The following is a 20,147-nucleotide window of genomic DNA, read 5'->3' on the forward strand; positions in this document are numbered from 1 at the left end:
CGACTTTAATATGAGGAATCATAAGATTTTGTGACGAAGCGCAGCGATGACGCGATCGGCCATGAATGCGCAACGGGCACCATCGAATGGGAACAGGGCCGAGAAAGCTCCCGAGAGCTTCTTCTCGATCGACTGGCGCATCATCTTGCGCGCCCGGTGCAGCCGGGTCTTGGCTGTTTCTGGTCTTATGCCGAGATAAGATGCGGCCTCATCCGTACTCATGCCCTCGACGTCCCGCAGCACGAAGACCGCGCGAAAATCGTCCGGAAGTTCGTCGACCGCATTTTCGAGGAGATGCCGCGCCTGGCTCCGAGACAGCTCGCTTTCCGGGTCGGTTGCGGATAGTGAGGATGGAAACTGTAACACTTCGCCACCCGGCGCCATCGTCTGCATGTCGATTTCCTCGAGGCCGGTGGTGTTCTTTCGGGCCCGCACACGGCCGAGCGCCTCGTTGAGCGTAATGCGGGTCAGCCACGTCGAGAGTTGCGCCTCGCCGCGGAATGCCGCGAGATTGGTGAAAGCCTTGGTGTAGGCCGCCTGGACGACATCTTCAGCTTCCCAATCGTTGCGGATGACCGCGCGCGCGGTGCGGAACAGGCGCTGATTGTGCCGCTGCACGATGGTTCGGATGGCGGACTCGTCGCCCATCTTCGCCAGCAGCACCAGATCGGCGTTGGACAATGTCGACGTCTGCGGCCGATGTTGCCCCGCCGGAACTGGAATGGCTGCCATGGAAATTCTCCGCCTGCTCGCCTGTCTTTCGATAGAAGCTCGGCCTACGGCCGAACCTCCAGTTTGCCCGTCATCGCGGGATGAAAACGACAATAGAAATCGATGGCTCCCGCTTCGCCGATCGTCATTCGGCTTTCCGATTTCGGCGGCAGGTCGATATCGAAGCTCTTGTCACGAGCGGTTGCCGTGTGCCGGAATATATCATCGTTTCGCCAGACGATCACGTCGCCGACATGCAGGTCAGCAGTCGGCGAGGCGAATTTCATGCCCGCGATGGTGATCTGATACTCGGTCGCCGAGGCAAACCCGTTGCTAGCCCAAAGCAGCGCGGCCAGCAGCAGGAGCGATTTCATGAGCGAGCCCATCCCTCCTGCCTATTTGATCATCGAAGCCAGATGCTCGGCATGCATCTGATGCTCCTTGAACAGGGTCAGGCCCGTTTCCAGCAGTGATTTGAGCTCTTTATTCTGCGCAGAAGGGATCAAGGTGTTGGCAAGCGCGTCGTTGACCGACTTGTGATAGGCAATTTCGTTTTCGACATAAGCTTTGTCGAATGCTGCACCGTTGAGTGTCTCCAGCGTCTTCAGTTCCTTATTCGCCTGTGTCGACAGGGATTGGCTGACCGGGTTGTCTTCGGGTGTCACTTTCAGCTTCTTGACGAGGGCGAGCGCCTGGTCATTGACGGCCTTGTGGTCGCGCTCCATGGTCTTGGCGAATGCAATCACTTCGGCATTCTTGCTCTTCTTCAACGCCTGCTCTGCGGCGGTGACATCGATCTGCCCTGCCGTATAGGCGATGTGGGCGATCTGAGGATCGGTCGGTTTGGCGTCGGCGGCGATCGAAGCCGTGCCCAGCGACGCCGCCATCAGGGTGGCACCGAGAATTCGTTTGAACATGATCTGTCTCCCTTGTGTCGTGACCGAATGTCCTCCGGTGGCAACGGTGGTGCGCCTTCGGAAGCGAACATTGGATGTAGGTTTGTCGAAAAGGTTCCCGAAATTTCCGACACAAAAAGGCCGCGTGTCATCGATTGCCAGTCGCCGACGCGTCAGCCTTCGCCGACGAAGTGCTGAAGAACGATAGCGTGATTGTGGTGCAGGTCTTTCGCAGCGTAGAGAAGCGTCGCGTCCGCTTGCCCGATCTCGCGTTTCAGTTCCTCGACGGTCGATGGATTCTTTTCCAGTTCGTCTCGATAGCGGCGCTGGAACTCTGTCCATTTGGCGGGGTCGTGGCCGAACCAACGGCGTAGCGCCGGGCTTGGCGCGATATCCTTCAACCAAATATCGACTGCCGCATCCTGTTTGTTCAACCCGCGCGGCCATAGCCTGTCGACCAGGATGCGCATGCCGTCCTTGTCGTCTTTCGGCTCGTAGATTCGTTTGATGTGCAAGGCCATTTGCTCGCCCGCCATAAGATCGAAAGCCATTCGAGAACGAATACGTGTGACAAGTTTTGGTTCCGGACTGGAACCCGAGAACAGGTCCTGGAACCTTTTCAATCAGGCACGGCGCTATTTCGCGGCCCACGCATACCGAAGCACTGAAGCATCTTCCTAAGGGCGGTGCGAAATCCCTTTGCGGTCTGTGCATAGGCCGTGCCACGACCGCAATGGCGTCGTGGCACGATGGCGACTATCAAACCAGCTCAGAAAGGATAGTGCTGGGCGGAATCCTCGACCGTGATCCAGCGCAGGTCGGTGAATTCGGCGATCGCCGCCTTGCCGCCGAAACGGCCATAACCGCTGCCCTTGACGCCGCCGAAGGGCATTTGCGCCTCGTCGTGCACCGTCGGGCCATTGATGTGGCAGATGCCGGATTCGATCCGTGCCGCAACCGCCATTGCCCGCTGGACATTCCGGCTGAAGACGGCCGACGATAGGCCGTATTCGGTGTCATTGGCGATGCGGACGGCTTCTTCCTCGCCGGAGACGCGAATGATCGGCTTGACCGGACCGAACGATTCTTCCGCATAGACGCGCATCTCGGAGGTCACGTGATCGAGCAGCGTCGCCTCGACCACGGTGCCCGAGCGCTTGCCGCCGGCCACGAGTTTTGCCCCCTTGGCCGTCGCATCGGCAATCAGCTCTTCCATTTTCTTCGCTGCGTCGAGGCTGATCAGCGAACCGAGAACGACGTGGCCGCGCGGGTCGCCGGCCGGGAGCTGGCTGGCGCGGGCGGCGAGTTTGGCGACGAACTGATCGGCGATCGTCTCGTCGACGATGATCCGCTCCGTCGACATGCAGATCTGGCCCTGATGCATGAAGGCGCCGAAAATGGCGGCGTCGACGGCACCGTCGATATCCGCATCGTCGAGGATAACCAGCGGCGCCTTGCCGCCGAGTTCGAGAAGGGCAGGCTTGAGATATTTGCCGCAGGTCTCGGCGATGATCTTGCCGACCTTGGTCGAGCCGGTGAAGTTCACGCGCTTGACGGCCGGATGAGCAATCAGCGCGGTGACGACCTCAGGCGCATCCTCCGGCGCGTTGGTGAGGACGTTGATGACGCCAGCCGGTAGGCCGGCCTCGGTCAGCACTGTCGCAATCAGCCGGTGCGTGCCGGGGCATTGTTCGGATGCCTTGAGGACGACGGTATTGCCGCAGGCGATCGGCATGGCGATGGCGCGGGTGGCGAGGATGACCGGCGCATTCCAGGGAGCAATCGCCAAGCAGACGCCCGCGGCCTGGCGAACGCCCATGGCGAGCGTGCCGGGTTTGTCGGAAGGAATGATTTCGCCTGCGATCTGCGTCGTCATAGCGCCGGCCTCGCGCAGGATATTGGCGGCGAGCATGACATTGAAGCCGGCCCAGGGCGCAGTTGCGCCCGTCTCCTCGATCATCAGCCGGGTAAACTCGGCGACTTTCGAATCCATGATATCGGCAGCCTTCATCAGTATCGCGCGGCGCTGCCCGGGGCCGGTCTTCGACCAGGCGCCGAAGGCGGCGGCGGCGGCCTCGACGGCCGCGGCAACATCGTCCAGGCCTGCTGCGGCGGCCCGGCTTGCGAGCTTTTCGGTGAAGGGATCGAGGCGATCAAAGGTTCGGCCGGCCGAGGCTGCGCGGTCGGCGCCGTTGATGAGGAGGGAAATATTCATCGGAGGTCTCCTTGGGACAAGAACTAGAAGCCGAGGACTTCGGCGTTGATGGAAGCTTCGAGGCCGCCGTCGACGGCAAGATTGGCACCGTTGATCCAGCGCGCGCCATCCGAGCAGAGGAAGAGCACGGCAGGCGCAATATCGGCGGCGGTGCCGGCGCGGCCGACGCGGGTGATGTCGCTATCAACCCTGGCATCGCCGAGCACGGCGCGAAATTGCTTGAGGATCGGCGTTTCAACCGGCCCTGGGCTGACGGCATTGACCCGGATGCCGCGGTTCTTGAACAATGGCTGGTGGGCTGCCCGCATCGTCCAGAGCAGCAGCAGCTCCTTGGAGAGCGGGTAACCTTCCTCATCCTTGAGACCGTGTTCGGCGACAACCGCCGCCACGTCGGGAAAGCCTTCGATTGATGTCAGCGACTTTGCCCGCTCGAGATTGGCGCGCCAGCTATAGCCGGCGATCGAGGCGACGTTGACGATGGCGCCGCCTTCACGCAGGCGGGGGGCCACGGCTTCCGACAGGGCGCGAAGCCCGTAGAAATTGACGGCAAGCGTCGAGGCGACGCCCGTGCTGCCGGAAAGGCCGGCAACATTGGCGAGCGCGTCGAGGCGGGCTGGAAGCCGTGCCGCGATCTCGGCAACGCCTGATGCTGTGGAGAGGTCACCCTTGATGAAGGCGACACTTCCACTGGCAGGCTCGCGCACATCGACGCCGATGACCTCGGCGCCCATCTGCCCGGCGAGTTCCGCCGTGCGGGCGCCGATGCCGGAAGCGACGCCGGTCACCAGGATTGTTTTACCAAAAAGCATGAATGTCACCTTTCGCGAGAGAATCCGGAAGCAAGCCGGCTCATTCTTTCCCTTGGATCTTGGTCGGACCGGGCAATTTCAGTCGGTAGCCGACGGGCAGAAGTTGAAAATCGAAGCGGCGCTCGATTTCGCCCCAAAGGCCGCGCGGCAGGTAGAGCGAGAATATCAAAGCCGTGGCGCCGAGCCCGATCAGGTACCAGACGCCGGCAGCGCCGAAGACGGTCTCGATCACGAAGAACAGGATGGCGCCGAGGATCGCGCCTTCGAACTTGCCGATCCCGCCGACCAGCACCATGAAGATCATATAGGCCGTCCATTGAACGCTGAAATAGGTCTTCGGCTGGAAGGTCGTGGCGGTCGCCAGCCACAGGCCGCCGGCGATCGCGATGCCGAAGGCGGCGAGCACGAAGAGCAGCCTCTTGGTTGCGATCACCCGCACGCCGACCGAGGTCGCCGCCTCCTCATTGTCGCGGATCGCCTGCATGGCCGCACCGGCGCGGCTGCGCATCAGCATGAAGAGCGCGCCGAGCAGGGCCGCCATGGCCGTCAAGGCGAGCCAATAGATCGTCGCCCGCCGCGTGCCGCTATCATAGACGTTGAGCGAGATCAGCGAGGTTCCCGTTTCTCCTTGGATGAGCCGGTCGAGGTTGACCAGCAGATGGGCGAGCTCTGATATCACCCACATGCCGATCGCGAACTCGCCGCCCTTCAGGCGCAGCATGAACAGCGAAAGCGGGATCGACAGCGCGCCGGTCACGATCGCAGCGGCAAAGACGGCGACGAAGGGATTGAGCCCTGCATCCGCAAGCCGAATGGTGAAATAGGCGCCGAGGCCGAAGAATACCTGCTGGCCGACCGAGACCAGGCCGCCGAAGCCGGCAAGCGCATTCCACATGGCGGCAAGGATCACATAGATGAACAGCGCAGTCATCCGGTCGATCGCGCCGGCGCCGAGCGCAGCGGGGGCAAACATCAGCAGGGCAAGCACCGCAGCCATGCAGCCAAGCGCCACCCGCGACGACTTCGTCCAGCGTCCTATGGATATTCCGTTGGAGGCAAGGGTAGCGTTGGGGCTCATGTCGGGCTCCGGAGACGGGTGCGCAGTTTGAAACGTGCGCCGAGTTTGTCGAAGATCGGCATTCCGGACCGTGACAGCCTGACGAAAAGCACCAGCAGAAACACGGCATGGCCGCCGATCAGGAAGCCTTGCGGATGCAATTGCGCGCCGAGCGATTGGGCAAGACCGAGAACGATGCCGCCGGCAAGCGTGCCCCATAGTGATCCCGCTCCGCCGATGACGGCCGCCTCGAAGGCGAAGAGAAGCTGCGGGCCGCCGGCATAGGGGCTGAAGGTTGCCCGCATCCCGAGGAACGCACCGGCGATCCCGACCGTTACCATGGTGATCGCGGTGGCGACGGCGTTGACCCTGCGGGCGTCGATGCCGACCAGCCCCGCAGTGTCGGGATCTTCCGCCGTGGCGCGGATCGCGCGGCCAAGCGCAAAGCGGCTCAGGAACAACTGCAGCCCGCCGAGAATAAGGACTGCCGTCACCATCATCATGATGGCAAGCTTTCCGACGTAGATGTGGCCCGGCAGTTGCCATGATGCATAGGACAGGTTGCCGATGAACGGCGCGAGCGAGCGGGTGTCGGCGCCGAACTGCTCGAACAGCAGGTTGTCGATGACGATCGACAGGCCGAAGGTCGTAAGAATCGGCAGGAGCGTGCCCCCGCGGGCGCTGCGTTCTAGAATGAAGCGCTGCAGCAGCCAGCCGGCGGCCGCCATGACCGGCAGCACGATCAGCAGGCCGGCGAAGGGCGGAATGCCGGCTTTGGCGGCCAGCAGCCACAGCCCGTAAGCGGCTGCGACCGCCAGACTGCCATGCGCGAGATTGATGATCCGCATGACCGAGAACATGAAGGACAGTCCACAGGCGATAACGGCGTAGTAGCCGCCGAGCAGAATGCCCTGGAGCAGGGTGTTGATCACGATGCGCTCCTTTCGCCGGCTGCCCGGTGCAATCCGAAATAGGCTTGGGTGACGGCCGCACGCGTGACGTCGGCGGCCGGCCGGTCGAGGACGATACGCCCTTCCAGCATGCAGATGACACGGCTTGCGACGCTCATGGCGCGGGCGAGATCCTGTTCGACGAGCACGATGGTCGTTCCTGAGGTGAGCAAGGCCTGCAATTGGGCGTAGACGCGATCGACGACCAGAGGCGAAAGCCCGAGCGAGACCTCGTCCAGGAGAAGAATATCGGGATTGCTCATCAGCGCCCGGCCGATGGCGGTCGCCTGCTGTTCCCCGCCCGAGAGATGTCCTGTCTTGGCGTGACGGCGGGGTTTCAGGTTCGGAAAGGCGTCGAGGACGCGGTCGATGCTCCACTCGCCCTTGCGGCCGGAGCTCTTTCCGAGGAGCAGATTTTCCTCCACCGTCATCTGCGAAAACAGGCGCCGGCCTTCCGGCACCAGCGCGATGCCCTTGGCGATCCGCTTGTGGGAAGGGATGGCTGCCAGATCTTCGTCGTTGAGAAGGACGCGGCCGGAGGATGGCAGATGGGCGCCGGCGATCGATCTGAGCAGCGTCGTCTTGCCGGCGCCGTTCGCGCCGACCAGCGCCAGCACATCGCCCTTGGCAAGATCGAAACTGACGCCGCGTACCGCCTGGAGCAGGCCGTGGCGGACGTCGAGGTCGCGGATGGAGAGAAGGCTCATGCGGGTGTCCCTCCGAGATAGGCCTTGACCACCTCCGCGTCGTTCATGACCGTTTTCGGTTCGCCATCGGCGATGATCCTGCCGGCATCCATGCAGATCAGCCGCTCCGCCACCTGCAGGAGGATATGAACGATATGCTCGATCCAGACGATGCCGATGCCGCGGCGGCGCAATTCGAGGATGGTCTCCACCAGTTCGCTCGCCTCGCCATCGGTCAGGCCGCCGCCGATCTCGTCGAGCAGCATCAGCCTCGGCTGCGTGGCAAGCGCACGGGCAAGCTCCAGACGTTTGCGATCGAGCAGGCCAAGGGTATCCGCAGGGCGGTTGGCGACTCCAAGCATGCCGCAGAGCGAAAGCGAATCCACCACCCGCTCATAGGCCTCGTCGCGGCTTGCGGCATTGCCGTGCGATGCGGCGACGAAGACATTTTCGAAGGTCGTCATGCCGCCGAAGGGCTTCGGAATTTGATGGGTCCGGACAAGCCCGGAGCGGCAGCGCTCCGCCGCCGTCCGGCGCGTGACGTCAGCACCGTCGAAGGTGATGCTTCCCTCATTCGGCGGGAAGGCGCCAGCGAGCACGCTGAGCAGGGTCGTCTTGCCAGCGCCGTTCGGCCCGACAATGCCGATCGCCTCGCCATCGCCCATGGAAAAATCCAGATTCTCCAGCACCACCAGCGAGCCGAACCGCTTGTGGATCCCCTTGGCCGAGAGAAAGGCTTCCCCTGGCCGTCTTTGAGCTTCCCGCTGCAGCACTGTTCGTTATCCGTTATAAGCGGTGAGCTTGGCGCCGACCGGGACGTTGGGGTCGGTGGCGTTTTCGGTGACGACGTAGTCGAGCGCGAATTTCGAGCCCTCCGGCGCCTTCACCCATTGCGTGCCGATGATCGGCCCGGGAGAGACGTTGGCGACGGGACCGCTGGTGAAATCGACCTTGCCGGCGATCGTGGTGGTCTTCAGCGCGCTGATCGCCTCGGCCACGGCCTCTTTGCTCTTGACGTCCGTGCTGGCCTTCAGCGCATCGAAGCCGGCGTCGAGAAGTGCCAGGCTGGCGCCGAGCTGCTGCGTCCACTGCTTTCCGCTGGCCGTCTCATAACCGTCGGCGAGTTCGGTTCCGGAAACGCCGGTCAGCGTGGATTTGTAGGGGAAGGCCTTGTGCCAGTAGGCGGCGCTGCCGATGTTTAGTCCGAGATCGCCGAGCGCCTCGATGTCGGACGGAAACAGGCCGGTCTTGGCGATCTGGCAGATCTTGATCTGCTGGGTAAGGCCTTGCTGTGCGGCCTGACGCCAGAAGGCGGCGAAGTCAGGCGGTATCGGGAACGAATTGAAGATCTCCACGCCCTCCTGTCTGAAGAGAGCGATCTGCGCGGAAAAGTCGGTGGTTCCAGTTTCATAGGCTCCGGGATCGACGATGGTGAAGCCCTCCTTGGCGAGCGCCGGCGCCAGATGCGTGCGGATCGCATTGCCGTCGGCGTCGTTGGGATACATGACGCCGACCTTCTTGTTGGTCTCGATCAGGTTCCACTGCGAAACATAGGCCTTGTGGAACTCTTCGACGCCGAAGCCGAAATGATAGGTCCACTTGAACGGCGAGGGTGCGCCCGGCTTGGCGCCGCGGCCGAAATACCAGGCTTCCCAGGGCATGACCGTCGAGAGGCAGGGAATGCCGGCCGCTTCGCAGGCGTCGGCCACCGGATTGATGGTCTCGGGCGTCGAGACGGCGAGCATCAGGTCGATCGCCTGGTTGTTGATCAGGTCCTTCGCCAATTGGCCGGCGCGCGAGGGATCGGACTGGGTGTCCTGGTCGAGAATCTCCACCTTCCAGGTCTTGCCGCCCGCCTGCAGGCCGTCCGCCAGCGCCTTGCGCGCCAGTTCGAGCACATAGCCGTCCGTTTCGCCGAAGCCGCCGAGAGGGCCGGTGCGCGGGCTGATAAAGCCGACCTTCAACGTATCGCCGCTTGCAGCGAAGGCCGTGCGGCCGGAAAGCGCTAGCGCCGCGCTGCCCGCCACGGCCGATGCGATGAAAGAGCGGCGGCTCAGCGGTGCCGCGTTGATACCGTTGCGGAAAATGCCGTTCATGAAATCATTCCTCCCTCTTGATCGGGCCTCCCAGCCCGTTCCCAGTGTTCATTTCGGCCGATCTATTCAGATCGGGTAGTGCCGTTTTCCCGAGGCCATGGTGATCCATCTGAGCTCGGTGAATTCATCGATCGCTGCCTTGCCGCCGAAGCGGCCGTAGCCGCTTGATTTGACGCCGCCGAAGGGCATTTGCGGCTCGTCGGAAACTGTCGCCTCGTTGATGTGGCAGATGCCGGATTCGAGCCGCATGGCGACGGCAAGCGCTGCATTGACGTCGGCGCTGAAGACGGCGGCCGACAGCCCGTATTCATTGTCGTTGGCAACCGTGACGGCCTCGTCGACGCTGCCGACCCGGACGATCGCCGCGACCGGTCCAAAGCTCTCCTCGCGGTAGATCCGCATGGCAGGCGTCACGTGATCGATGACGGTCGCGTCCATCAGCGTGCCGTTGGCCTGGCCGCCGCAGACGAGGACTGCGCCCTTCTGCAGGGCATCGTCGATGAGCGATCGGACGCGCCTGATGGCTTCGGTGTTGATCAGCGTGCCGAGCGGCGTGTTGCCGTCCCTGGGATTGCCGGCAATGAGGGTTGCGGCTTTCGTCCGGAACTTGCCGACGAAGCCATCGGCGATCTCGTCCATCAGGATGATCCGTTCGGTCGACATGCAGATCTGACCCTGGTTCATGAAGGCGCCGAAGGCGCCAGCACGTACGGCCTCATCGATATCGGCGTCGGCAAGAACGATGAACGGCGCCTTGCCGCCGAGTTCGAGCAGGCAGCGCTTGAGATGCCTTGCCGCGGATTCGGCAATGATCCGGCCGACACGGGTGGAGCCGGTGAAGTTGATGCGGCGGACGGCCGGATGGGCGATCAGCGCATCTACGACGGCGGCGGCATCGATCGGCGCATTGGAAACGACATTGACGACGCCGCGCGGAAAGCCGGCGTCACACAGGATGTCGCCGATCAGGCCATGGGTCTTCGGGCAAAGTTCTGAGGCCTTGAGGACGACGGTGTTGCCGCAGGCAAGCGGCATGGCGACCGCGCGGGTGCCGAGGATAATTGGCGCATTCCAGGGGGCAATGCCGACGCAGACGCCTGCCGGCTGGCGGACCGCCATGGCGAGGCTTCCCGGAATGCCGGAAGGAATGATCTCGCCGGATATCTGCGTGGTCATCGCCGCCGCCTCGCGAAGAATATCCGCGCCAAGGCCGCAATTGACCGCCGCCCATTGTGTCGTGGCGCCGGTTTCGCCAGTCATGGCGGCAACGAGTTCGGCTGTGCGGGCCTCCAGGATGCCGGCTGCGGCATTCAGAAGCCTGCGCCGTTCGCCCGGGCCGGTCTGCGACCAGTCCGGAAAGGCTGCTGCTGCCGCGTTGGCTGCCCGCGCCATGTCGGCAACGGATCCTGCCGAGGCAATCGTTGCGACGTCGCCGGTCAACGGATCGATGCGTTCGAAGGTGGCCCCTTCGGAGGCATTCATCGCCTGGTTGTTGATCATCAGCTGTGCCGAAAACACTGTTTCACCCAATTCGCCATGTGTTGGTGCCACACATTGGCGCCAGGTGTTGGCGCCGAATGTCGGTTTGCGTTGTTGCCATGGGAGAAGACGAGCGGACGCGGCGCCACGAGGGCTGCCCGACTGTTCCTGCATCTGTTGATGTGCCTCCTCCCAAAGGCTGATGGAGAAAAGGTTACGCCGATCTGGTGCAGATGGAATGCGATTTATTGGGTTAATATTGTAATTATCCGGCGATTGCGGCATTGTTTGACATGGGAGCGGAGGGGAAGCGTTGGCGACGAACGGCGGGATTCATCATTATGCCAGGGGCGAATGGCACGCTCCGTCGCTGTCGCACCGGCGCATCCGTCTTCAAAAAGGGCTGAACACCGATTTCCATCACTTCCTTCTGCTCGGGGAGGGCAGTGGGGAGCTTCACTTCGACAATGGCGAACATCGGCCGCTGCACGGACCGCTGCTTGCCTTCCTGCCGCCGCAGGCGCGGTGCGACCTGTCGATATCAGCCGGAACCGCGGCTCATCTGGTCGGCGCTTCGCCGCAGATCATGGTCGATGCGATTGGCGACAAGGTGGAATCCTATTCGTTGCGCATCTTCACAGAGCAGCGCAAGCTGGTCGAGGCATTGGATCCCTTGGCGGTGGCCGAAATCAGCCCGCTGATTTCTGGCTTCGTGCGGGAACTCAGCGATCCCTCCCGCTCCTCCTGGATGGTCGCATCCGCCTATATCAGGCTCATCTTGATGGCGCTGTGGCGCGGCTCCGATGGCGAGAGAAGCGAGCAGCGCGGGCAGGGCGAAGTGGGATCGATCCTGCAGCGATACCGGCAACTGGTCGAGGCCGGTTTCCGCCAGCACCGGCCGATCAGCGATTATGCCGCGGAATTGGGCGTCACGGCCGACAGGCTGCATTCCACCTGCCAAAGAGCGCTCGGCCGCTCGCCGATCCAGCTCCTGCACGAGCGCGTGGTGCAGGAGGCGAAGCTCAGATTGGAGCGATCGGCCCGCAATATCCAGGAAATCTCCGACAGCCTCGGCTTTCGCGACCCGACCTATTTCAGCCATTTCTTCAAGCGCAAGACCGGGCTTTCACCCGCCGGCTACCGCGAAATCGCCCGCGCTTCGGCCGGCTCGGAAAATAGCATGCTGTCTTCGGGTTATGCGGATTGGCCTTAGATTAGGCTCTGGGCTCGTTGGTCAACGCTAGAATTTGCCGGTCTTGGATCGCGATGATGCTGACATGAAATCCCAAGCTGGCGGAGAACTGCAATGCGCCAATAGCCTTCATTGCGCGCTGCAATCGGCAATGGCCGACATGGGGCCGGTAGCGGACTGGTAGCTCCCGGTGTCCTTCACTTCTGTAGAAGACGGTCAGATCGCAGCGCGAAGTTTTCAGGTCCGGACTATGGCGCACAGGCAAAAGGCTCAATCACCATCGGCCGGTGTGGGACCCTCAGCTCTTGCAAGGGATCGAACGCTTCCTCCAAATCGCTGCTTTCAGCCCTTCAGAATGCCCGCAATCCTAACCAAATCCGCAACTGACGATGCTTGCATTTTTCGCATCATGTGACCGCGGTGAAGCTTCACGGTGGCCTCAGCGAGCTGAACTTCAGCCGCAATTTGTTTGTTCAGCTTCCCGGCGACAACCAATGCCATAATCTGCCGCTCGCGCTCGGTAAGTTTGGAATACATTAGGCGCAATGCCGCCGTTTGACGTGCCTCTTCGCGTCGAGCGCTATCACTTGCCAAAGCCCGATTCACCGCTTCGAGCAGGTCCTGCTCGCGCACAGGCTTGGTAAGAACATCGATAGCACCTGCCTTCATGGCGCGGACAGCCATCGCCACATCGACATGGGCACTGATCAGCACCACCGACCTTGGATGCCGGCTTTTCGCGAGTGCCTCCTGAAACTCCAGGCCGCTTTGACCTGGCAAGCGAATATCAAGCACAATACAGCCGGCACGATCAGGATCATCCGCGGCAAGAAACTCTGCCACCGAACCATGGGTTTCAGCGACAAGTCCGACTGACTGGAACAATCCTCTCAAAGCTTCGCGGACACTTTCGTCGTCATCGATGACAATAACTGTGGGCTGCCCTCTCTTGCGATCATCTATCATGGACGACAGCGCCCTCCGCCATTGGCAACGTGAACGTAAATATGGCCCCGTCCCCGTTCTCCCCCAATGAAGCCCAAATACGGCCACCATGGGCTTCGACGATGGAACGGCATATCGATAAGCCCATTCCGATACCGTCGGCCTTCGTGCTGTAGAATGCTTCGAAAACGCGCTCCAATTCGTGGATAGGTACCCCGCGACCCGTGTCAGAAACGCTCACGCTGACAAGCTGCTCCTCCACAGCGCATCTGATGTTGATGTGTTTTGCTGTTGAAGAAGCTGTCATCGCTTCGGCGCTGTTCATAACCAAGTTGAGAACAACCTGTTGCAGTTGCGTTCGGTCTCCTACGACTTCGATGGGCGTTGCTGCCATATCAAGACTGAGCTCTATTCCACGCCGTTGAAGTTCGCCCGTCAACAGATCCAGCACCTCGCGGACGGCAGGTTTGAAGTCAGTTAGCTCAATCCTGGCAGGCAACTTCTGAGCCATCGCCCGGATACTGGTGATGATATCGCCGGCGCGATGCCCGTCCCGGACGATCCTTTCGGCGGCCACACGCGCCTGCTCCAGGTCGGTGTGGCCCGGCTGTAGCCACCGCAGACATGTGCCGGCATTCGTGACGATTGCCATCAGCGGCTGGTTGACTTCATGGGCAATTGAAACGGCAAGCTCACCTGTGGCCGTCATCCGCGTCACATGCGCGAGGTCACTCTGGCTTTGCCGCAAGGACTCTTCCGCCCGTTTGCGATCCTCGATATCCACGACGACGCCGTACCATCTCACAACATTTCCATCGGGATCCAGAAGGGGGCTTTGTCGAAGGTTGAACCATCGATATTCGCCATCGGCGCGTCTGATGCGGGCGTCTACAGGACGACTTTTTTTTGAGGCTACGATATCGTCCCAAGCCATACGCATCGGCTCGACATCATCAGGATGAAACATACGATAAAAACCGAAGCCGACGATCTCTTCAGAAGGTAGACCAACATAGTCGATCAAGTTTCGATTGAAATATTCAAGCCGGCCATCCGAGGTGCAGGACCAGGCCATGGCGGGTATCGTGTTGATGATAAGATTAAGCTTGTGTTCACTTTCCCTGAGCGCAGCTTCGCTTTCCCGAAGAGCATTCTCCGCACGTTGCAGGTCTTCGATATCGATGTTAACACCGAACCAACGAACGACGCCGTTGGCATCGACCAGCTTTCGCCCTGAGAAGTAAAACCAACGATATTTGCCGTCTGCTCCGCGAATGCGTCCTTTCAAAACAGTGTGGTCGGAATGCTCGAGGTCTCTCTTCCAGATGTCCACCATGCCTGGAATGTCGTCAGGATGGTAAAGGTCCAGAAAGCCCCACTCGAGGATTTGATCAGCAGGACGACCTGCATAGTCCAACCAGCTTTTATTGACAAAATCGGCGCTGCCATCCGGTCGCGCTGACCATACGAGAACAGGCAGCGAATTGATGATAAGGCTGAGGTTTTCCTCGCTGGCCGCAAGCGCAGTCTTCGTTTCCTTCAATGCATTTTCGGCCTGTTTGCGGTCTTCTATATCGAGGACCACACCGTACCACCTGACGACATTTCCTTCGGTATCGAGCCGCGGCTTCTGCCGAAGCGTGCACCAACGATATTGGCCATCTGCGCGCCTGAGCCTGCCCACGACCTCTCTGGCATGTTTCGAGGCCATGATGTCGTGCCATTCCGAAGCGAGATGTGACATGTCGTCGGGATGAAATAGCTTGTAGAATCCCACTCCGGAGATTTCCTCAAGCGGCGCCCCGATAAACTCGAGAAAATGCTGGTTGGCAAAATCCAACATGCCTTCCGACGTTGCGGACCACACCATGGCGGGGATCAGATCGATAATGGGATCGGTTTCCGGCTCTCGTTCCACCGCACCCTCCGTTCAGTGTTTGAGACGTTACAGAGCCCAGACGTACCGACTCCATGTCAGGAAATGTCGAAAGATGGCCGATCGTCCGTCGGAAATAGTTACGGGATTTCTGTGACTTGGGTAAGGGAAAATCGATATACGAAGGTCTATGGTTGCAATGCCATCGTCTAGTTGCGCGTGACCTAGATCGCAATTGAGCGAGGCCATAAACCGGCTTACTCCTAAACATCGAAGTCTTTGATGAACGGTGACCTAACGGATCCCTCGTCGCCTTCACATCGACCATTCACGTGCAACGAATTTCTACATCGCTGCCATTTCCTGACCTGAGGCAACAGCCTCCGGTGAGGTTGTTAACCGCCACGGCGCTTGCGCGGTCCGAACGACCGACAGCAGCCCTCATTCGAAATCATTCCTTTCATCTCAACTTTTAGGGAGACCTTCATGCGTAGCTTGATTATGTGCTTGATGCTGGCGACCGCCAGCATGACTGCAGCAACAGTGGCGTCAGCGCTTCCCGCGCAGGCCACGACGGACGTTCGCGAGGCTCCGGTTCCCGTCCACTACCGAACCGCAAAGATCGAGGGTCTCGATATCTTCTACCGGGAAGCCGGGCCGGCCGACGCTCCGGTCGTGCTGCTGCTTCATGGTTTTCCGACGTCATCCCACATGTTCCGGAATCTGATCCCGCTGCTTGCAGATCGATACCACGTCATCGCGCCGGACTATCCGGGTTACGGGCAAAGCGCATCTCCCGATCATAGCAAATTTGCCTATACGTTTGGCGGGGTCGCCAATATCGTCGACAAGTTGCTGGATCATCTGGCCGTCAAAAGCTACACCATGTACGTCATGGATTATGGTGCACCGGTGGGATACCGCCTGGCGCTGAAACATCCCGAGCGGGTCAGTGCGCTGATCATCCAGAATGGCAATGCCTATGATGAAGGGCTGAAGGAATTCTGGGATCCCATCAAGACCTACTGGTCCGATGGATCGCAGAAGAGCCGTGAGGCGCTCTCCGGTCTGGTCACGCTCGAAACGACCAAGTTTCAGTACACCGACGGGATGGAAGACGTGTCGCGCATCAGCCCCGACAACTGGGTTCACGACCAGGCTCTCCTGGACCGACCAGGGAACAAAGACATCCAGCTCGACATGTTGTATGACTATCGCACCAACGTGCCGCTTTACCCTGACTTCCAAAACTTCTTTCGTGAGCGTAAACCTCCCACGCTCATCGTCTGGGGCAAGAACGACTATATTTTTCCTGAGGCCGGCGCTCATCCTTATCTCAAGGACCTCCCAGATGCCGAAATTCATGTCTTGAATTCGGGTCATTTCCTGCTCGAAGAAAAACTTGACGTCGCTGCTCCTCTAATCAACGACTTCCTGGATCGCCACGTCGCGAAGAAGTGACCATCAGACATGGTCACCGGCGGTGTGACCAAGGTTCCGCAAACCGAGGTCACACCGCTGAACGGCGGTTACTAAATTCCAGATTTTGGAGATCTCCCGTGCCGTACCATTTTTTGGAAGTTGCAATCACTCCGAATGTGCGGCTGGCCCAGACTGAAATGGGTGCCGATCAGATATGGTTGGGCGATCACCATCGAGAGTCGGATAGTTTAACCGACAGCGAGCGCGCCTTCATCGCTGCTCGGGACAGCTTCTATGTTGCGTCTGTGTCGGAAACCGACTGGCCTTATGTGCAGCATCGCGGCGGGCCGCAGGGCTTTCTCAAGATCGTTGACAACAAGACACTGGCATTCGCCGACTACCGGGGTAACCGCCAATACATCAGTACCGGTAACTTCGCCGCAAACGATCGGGCCTGTCTCTTTCTGGTTGATTACCCGCGGCGAGCCCGCCTCAAAATCTACGTGCATGTCGAGAAGCTTGCACTCGATGCCGACCCGGCACTGACCGATCTTGTTTTGGATGCCGGCTACCGAGCAAAGGCTGAGCGGATTTTCCGGCTGCGGCTGGAAGCCTTCGATTGGAATTGCCCTCAGCATATTACACCGCGTTACACCGAACACGAGGTGGAGAAAGCGGTAGCACCGTTGCGTGAACGCTTGGCCGAACTGGAGTCGGAGAATGCGGAATTGCGTACTCGGCTCGAAGCCTGGGGAGGAAAATAATGGACGCCACAAGACCCCCATTGCCGCCCTTTTCATGGGCTTCCGCAACAGAAAAGGTTCAGCTTGCGAAGGATGGCTGGAACAGCCGCAATCCCGAAAGGTAGCGCTGGCCTATAGCCATGACAGCCGGTGGCGCAACCGTTCCGAGTGCATAAACGGCGGCGAGGCGATCATCGCTTTTTCACGCGGAAATCGCCATCGCAATGGCCGACTTCCTGACTTAATCGCGCTCGCAACCTCAGCCTGCTTCCACCGTTGCTGACTTCGCTGCGGTGAAGCCTGTTTGGCTTGTTGATAGCTTAAGGACACTGCCATGGATCGCCCGTCAGCATCGCGCCAAGCGGTGCCGGAAGAAGATATCACCGAAGCGAAAGCATTTATCGGCCTGTTCATGATCGCGCCCCAGACGCTCGCCGACAGGGCTGAGTTTCGCTGCATGCAATTGGCTGCAGGTTGCGCAATATCGCTGCCCAGCGCGCCCGCCATCGGTCTCAATCGCGTGCTCGGCATTGCAGCACTTGAAGATCTTGACCCGGCCTTTGAGTGGATGAGCAAAAAGGCAGGCCGCCGCTACTTGCAAATGAACGCTGCCAGCGCTCCTCAACAGACACACGATTGGATAAGGAAACGGGGTCTTGTTCCCCAAGGTAACGGTTGGGCAAAGCTATGGCGAACAGCGCCTTCTACGCCACTCATTCATTCTGGAGAGGTCGCTACCCGGCAGGTCAAAGTCACCGAGGCCGAAATCTTCGGCGCGATGATGTGCGCCGGATTTAACTTTCCAGCAAACCTGACACCGCTTTGGTCATCGATCGTCGGGAAGGACGGTTGGACCTGCTTTTTCGCGGAATTGGACGGCAGACCGATTGCGACCGGCGCAATGTATGCGGCAGACGGCCGTGCGTGGCTTGATGGTGGCGCGACGGTTCCCGAGTTTCGCAATCGAGGGGCACAGAAGGCCCTCATCACCGCGCGTCTGAATCAAGGCATCAGTCAGAGCGTTTCAGACATTCGTCGTCGAAACGGCCCAGCCTTCTGCCGCGGAGCCAAATATCTCTCACGCCAATCTCATGGCCGGATTCGAGCAGATTTATGCTAGAATGAATTACCGGTTTCCGGACGATTCATAAGGGACACCAGACACCTTAGGTCTGCGACTCGAGCTGTTGCGTTCTTTCCAGTGTCGCGCTTGCCGGATCGGTACCTGAAACTCTTAGAGAATGTCATCTGTTTCTGTGTCAGCCTGCAAACCCACTCCATCCTCCACCACCTATTAATACGCGCGTTGAACGAGGTTCGTCTTCGATCCATCGCCGACGACATCAAGTGGGCCGTGGAAAGCACTATGGCACTCAGCTCTCGCCGATCCCCTGAATGTCCGCTTTCGGGGTGCGGCTAGGATGCGCTCTACGGCCGCCATGGGGCGCAAAGCAGCCATATCCTTCGATAACGAAAAAGTCCGCTCCGGGCCGGCAGTGGAAACCGCTCAAGTTGACTTGACCTCGAAGAGAAGACCAAACTCACGACAGCGCAAAAATCCTTACCTCTCTCCCGATGCCCTGAAGCTCCGCCATTCGGGAAGCCGAGGTGATGCCGCTGTCGCGGAGGATCTCTGAAACTTGGGCATCCCCAACGATCGCTTCCGTTGTCATGATCACATTCGGATCGGCAAGGCCCTGGACGCGGGAGGCGATATTGACGGTTTGGCCGAAATAGTCCTGCCGGTCGTTCAGGTTGACGGCGAGGCATGGTCCCTCATGGATGCCGATCTTCAGCAGAAGATCGTCGCTGCCGTGTTCGGCATTTAGCCGAAGCATCGCCTCGCGCATGCTGAGTGCCGCCGCCACCGCGCGGTCCGGGCTCGGGAAGGTCGCCATCACGGCATCGCCTATGGTCTTGACGACTGCTCCGGCCTCTGTGGCGACGATCTCGTGAAGAACCCGGAAATGCGCTCGCACCAGATCGAAAGCAGCAAGATCTCCGACGCGCTCGTAAAGCGCGGTCGAGCCCCTCAAGTCGGTGAAGAGGAAGGTCAGGCTGGTGATCTTGAGGCGCTGGTCGACGTCGAGTGTGTCTGTCCGATAGATGTCCCGGAAGCTCTGGTTCGTCAGCAGGCGCTTGGCCGTCAGGAAAGGCCGCCTGCGGCCCAAGAGGTCGTGCAGGTCATCGCCTGCGATGCAGACGTTCGGCACCACCCTGCGATCGGTGTGGTTCTCGAGGGTCAGCCGCAGTGAGCCAGGACGCAGGGTCAGCGTTTCGTTCAGCGCATGCGTCCGGCTGATGATCATCGAGAGGTTCTGACGTTCGTCGGTGGGCTCTCCTTGCACGTCGATGAACTGCGCCGAGTGTGTCACCGCATCGAAGATGATGACGAATTGCGCCGGCAGTTGCAGCGAGACGAAGGCCTTCTCGCCCGGATCCAGCTCGATCATCTCCAGCTGGATGCGCGCCAGCCTCGCTTCAAGATCGTCAGGCAGGTCGACGCCGGAGCTGAAGAAGATCTGGCGGTAGTACTCGAGCGGGGACAACCGATCGGGATCGTGGGCGGCAATCCTGCGCACGCGCGGACTGACCGTAAACGTGACCTCGACCATCTCGTCGAGGGTCGGCTCGTATCCGGCCGCGCAAAGCGCGCAATGGTACGTCTCGTGGACGACGGTTTTGAGGGTTGCACCGCTGTCGAGGACGCCGCCGCATCCCGGGCAAAGGACATTCCAGGTCATCTCGAATGCGCCTATGCGGGCTGCATGGAGAAACGCGGCGATGGTTTTTTCTTCATCGAGATGGTGTGTATCGGCGAAAGCGAGCGCATTGATGCGATTGAGCTCGCGATCCGAGCCATTCATGACGACATTTTCGATGCACTCCACCGTCTGCGGGTCAGCCGCCTGTCGCAGGGAGGCAAAAAGGACGTCCACTTCGCTCATGAGACAAGTCTCCGTGTGCAGAACCCACGGCGGACAACGCCAGGACCGGGATCATAACACGGGAGTGTCCCAATAGAAATCTACAGGCTCGGATGCTGCTCGCTTCCCAAGCGAAGGCGGGC

Annotated in this window: 19 protein-coding genes and 1 pseudogene; 5 read left to right on the forward strand and 15 right to left on the reverse strand. The window is 60.4% G+C overall.

Annotated features, from left to right (window positions below; all coding sequences use genetic code 11):
* Nucleotides 1-18 precede the first annotated feature (18 nt).
* The 12 genes from N2600_RS28510 to N2600_RS28565 all read right to left on the reverse strand — a co-directional run bounded on the left by N2600_RS28510 (nt 19) and on the right by N2600_RS28565 (nt 10,950).
* Nucleotides 19-732, reverse strand: a complete 714-nt coding sequence (locus N2600_RS28510; protein ID WP_170279547.1) for an RNA polymerase sigma factor — start codon at nt 730-732, stop codon at nt 19-21.
* A gap of 44 nt (nt 733-776) precedes the next feature.
* Entirely contained in the window at nt 777-1,097 is a 321-nt protein-coding gene (locus N2600_RS28515; RefSeq protein ID WP_260299035.1) for a cupredoxin domain-containing protein, read from the reverse strand.
* Between the two features lie 9 nt (nt 1,098-1,106).
* A complete protein-coding gene (locus N2600_RS28520; RefSeq protein ID WP_162116211.1) occupies nt 1,107-1,628 on the reverse strand; it encodes a DUF4142 domain-containing protein in 522 nt (173 codons plus the stop codon).
* A 152-nt stretch (nt 1,629-1,780) separates the two neighbouring features.
* Nucleotides 1,781-2,128 carry a DUF488 domain-containing protein gene (locus N2600_RS28525; RefSeq protein ID WP_162116391.1) on the reverse strand — a complete coding sequence of 116 codons (348 nt, stop codon included), beginning with the start codon at nt 2,126-2,128 and terminating at the stop codon, nt 1,781-1,783.
* A 248-nt stretch (nt 2,129-2,376) separates the two neighbouring features.
* Complete coding sequence (locus N2600_RS28530) at nt 2,377-3,822, reverse strand: aldehyde dehydrogenase (protein WP_162116212.1); 1,446 nt, start codon at nt 3,820-3,822, stop codon at nt 2,377-2,379.
* A gap of 23 nt (nt 3,823-3,845) precedes the next feature.
* Nucleotides 3,846-4,631 (reverse strand): coniferyl-alcohol dehydrogenase, encoded by a 786-nt coding sequence (locus N2600_RS28535; RefSeq protein ID WP_222350834.1) that lies wholly within the window; start codon nt 4,629-4,631, stop codon nt 3,846-3,848.
* A gap of 40 nt (nt 4,632-4,671) precedes the next feature.
* Entirely contained in the window at nt 4,672-5,709 is a 1,038-nt protein-coding gene (locus N2600_RS28540; protein WP_170279551.1) for a branched-chain amino acid ABC transporter permease, read from the reverse strand.
* Complete coding sequence (locus tag N2600_RS28545; RefSeq protein WP_162116215.1) at nt 5,706-6,620, reverse strand: branched-chain amino acid ABC transporter permease; 915 nt, start codon at nt 6,618-6,620, stop codon at nt 5,706-5,708. Before N2600_RS28545 ends, N2600_RS28540 begins: the two co-directional genes overlap by 4 nt.
* Entirely contained in the window at nt 6,617-7,345 is a 729-nt protein-coding gene (locus N2600_RS28550; RefSeq protein ID WP_170279552.1) for an ABC transporter ATP-binding protein, read from the reverse strand. Before N2600_RS28550 ends, N2600_RS28545 begins: the two co-directional genes overlap by 4 nt.
* Nucleotides 7,342-8,097, reverse strand: a complete 756-nt coding sequence (locus tag N2600_RS28555) for an ABC transporter ATP-binding protein (RefSeq protein WP_170279553.1) — start codon at nt 8,095-8,097, stop codon at nt 7,342-7,344. The genes N2600_RS28550 and N2600_RS28555 overlap by 4 nt, the downstream gene beginning before the upstream one ends.
* A 6-nt stretch (nt 8,098-8,103) precedes the next feature.
* Nucleotides 8,104-9,420, reverse strand: coding sequence for an ABC transporter substrate-binding protein (locus N2600_RS28560; protein WP_222281709.1), 1,317 nt, complete (start codon nt 9,418-9,420; stop codon nt 8,104-8,106).
* 66 nt (nt 9,421-9,486) lie between these two features.
* Nucleotides 9,487-10,950, reverse strand: a complete 1,464-nt coding sequence (locus tag N2600_RS28565) for an aldehyde dehydrogenase (protein WP_260299469.1) — start codon at nt 10,948-10,950, stop codon at nt 9,487-9,489.
* A gap of 262 nt (nt 10,951-11,212) precedes the next feature.
* Here N2600_RS28565 and N2600_RS28570 point away from each other — a divergent pair, with 262 nt between their 5' ends.
* Nucleotides 11,213-12,112 carry a helix-turn-helix transcriptional regulator gene (locus N2600_RS28570; RefSeq protein ID WP_170279555.1) on the forward strand — a complete coding sequence of 300 codons (900 nt, stop codon included), beginning with the start codon at nt 11,213-11,215 and terminating at the stop codon, nt 12,110-12,112.
* A 321-nt stretch (nt 12,113-12,433) separates the two neighbouring features.
* On the opposite strand, the gene N2600_RS28575 is transcribed toward N2600_RS28570, so the two are convergent.
* Complete coding sequence (locus N2600_RS28575) at nt 12,434-13,057, reverse strand: response regulator transcription factor (protein ID WP_018486467.1); 624 nt, start codon at nt 13,055-13,057, stop codon at nt 12,434-12,436.
* Complete coding sequence (locus tag N2600_RS28580) at nt 13,047-14,954, reverse strand: PAS domain-containing sensor histidine kinase (RefSeq protein WP_260299036.1); 1,908 nt, start codon at nt 14,952-14,954, stop codon at nt 13,047-13,049. The genes N2600_RS28575 and N2600_RS28580 overlap by 11 nt, the downstream gene beginning before the upstream one ends.
* 444 nt (nt 14,955-15,398) lie before the next feature.
* Between N2600_RS28580 and N2600_RS28585 the strand changes: the two genes are divergently transcribed.
* From N2600_RS28585 to N2600_RS28600, 4 genes and pseudogenes are all read left to right on the forward strand, one after another.
* Nucleotides 15,399-16,373, forward strand: coding sequence for an alpha/beta fold hydrolase (locus tag N2600_RS28585; RefSeq protein ID WP_170279727.1), 975 nt, complete (start codon nt 15,399-15,401; stop codon nt 16,371-16,373).
* Nucleotides 16,374-16,471: 98 nt separating this feature from the next.
* Nucleotides 16,472-17,098 (forward strand): pyridoxamine 5'-phosphate oxidase family protein, encoded by a 627-nt coding sequence (locus N2600_RS28590; RefSeq protein WP_260299037.1) that lies wholly within the window; start codon nt 16,472-16,474, stop codon nt 17,096-17,098.
* 34 nt (nt 17,099-17,132) lie between these two features.
* Entirely contained in the window at nt 17,133-17,360 is a 228-nt protein-coding gene (locus N2600_RS34680; protein WP_441005723.1) for a DUF1348 family protein, read from the forward strand.
* 51 nt (nt 17,361-17,411) lie between these two features.
* A pseudogene (locus N2600_RS28600) lies at nt 17,412-18,228 on the forward strand (GNAT family N-acetyltransferase).
* 390 nt (nt 18,229-18,618) lie between these two features.
* On the opposite strand, the gene N2600_RS28605 reads toward N2600_RS28600, so the two are convergent.
* Nucleotides 18,619-20,025, reverse strand: a complete 1,407-nt coding sequence (locus N2600_RS28605; RefSeq protein WP_222387470.1) for an adenylate/guanylate cyclase domain-containing protein — start codon at nt 20,023-20,025, stop codon at nt 18,619-18,621.
* Nucleotides 20,026-20,147: the final 122 nt, after the last annotated feature.

It is taken from the genome of Rhizobium sp. WSM1274 (assembly GCF_025200775.1).
Taxonomy (GTDB): Bacteria; Pseudomonadota; Alphaproteobacteria; order Rhizobiales; family Rhizobiaceae; genus Rhizobium; species Rhizobium leguminosarum_I.

Bases quoted from the DNA above. Each gene is read 5' to 3' on its own strand.
- N2600_RS28510 (WP_170279547.1), bottom strand. From the start codon at position 732: ATGGCAGCCATTCCAGTTCCGGCGGGGCAACATCGGCCGCAGACGTCG.
- N2600_RS28530 (WP_162116212.1), bottom strand. From the start codon at position 3,822: ATGAATATTTCCCTCCTCATCAACGGCGCCGACCGCGCAGCCTCGGCC.
- N2600_RS28560 (WP_222281709.1), bottom strand. From the start codon at position 9,420: ATGAACGGCATTTTCCGCAACGGTATCAACGCGGCACCGCTGAGCCGC.
- N2600_RS28535 (WP_222350834.1), bottom strand. From the start codon at position 4,631: ATGCTTTTTGGTAAAACAATCCTGGTGACCGGCGTCGCTTCCGGCATC.
- N2600_RS28520 (WP_162116211.1), bottom strand. From the start codon at position 1,628: ATGTTCAAACGAATTCTCGGTGCCACCCTGATGGCGGCGTCGCTGGGC.
- N2600_RS34680 (WP_441005723.1), top strand. From the start codon at position 17,133: ATGGGCTTCCGCAACAGAAAAGGTTCAGCTTGCGAAGGATGGCTGGAA.
- N2600_RS28605 (WP_222387470.1), bottom strand. From the start codon at position 20,025: ATGAGCGAAGTGGACGTCCTTTTTGCCTCCCTGCGACAGGCGGCTGAC.
- N2600_RS28575 (WP_018486467.1), bottom strand. From the start codon at position 13,057: ATGATAGATGATCGCAAGAGAGGGCAGCCCACAGTTATTGTCATCGAT.
- N2600_RS28525 (WP_162116391.1), bottom strand. From the start codon at position 2,128: ATGGCCTTGCACATCAAACGAATCTACGAGCCGAAAGACGACAAGGAC.
- N2600_RS28550 (WP_170279552.1), bottom strand. From the start codon at position 7,345: ATGAGCCTTCTCTCCATCCGCGACCTCGACGTCCGCCACGGCCTGCTC.
- N2600_RS28540 (WP_170279551.1), bottom strand. From the start codon at position 5,709: ATGAGCCCCAACGCTACCCTTGCCTCCAACGGAATATCCATAGGACGC.
- N2600_RS28585 (WP_170279727.1), top strand. From the start codon at position 15,399: ATGCGTAGCTTGATTATGTGCTTGATGCTGGCGACCGCCAGCATGACT.
- N2600_RS28515 (WP_260299035.1), bottom strand. From the start codon at position 1,097: ATGGGCTCGCTCATGAAATCGCTCCTGCTGCTGGCCGCGCTGCTTTGG.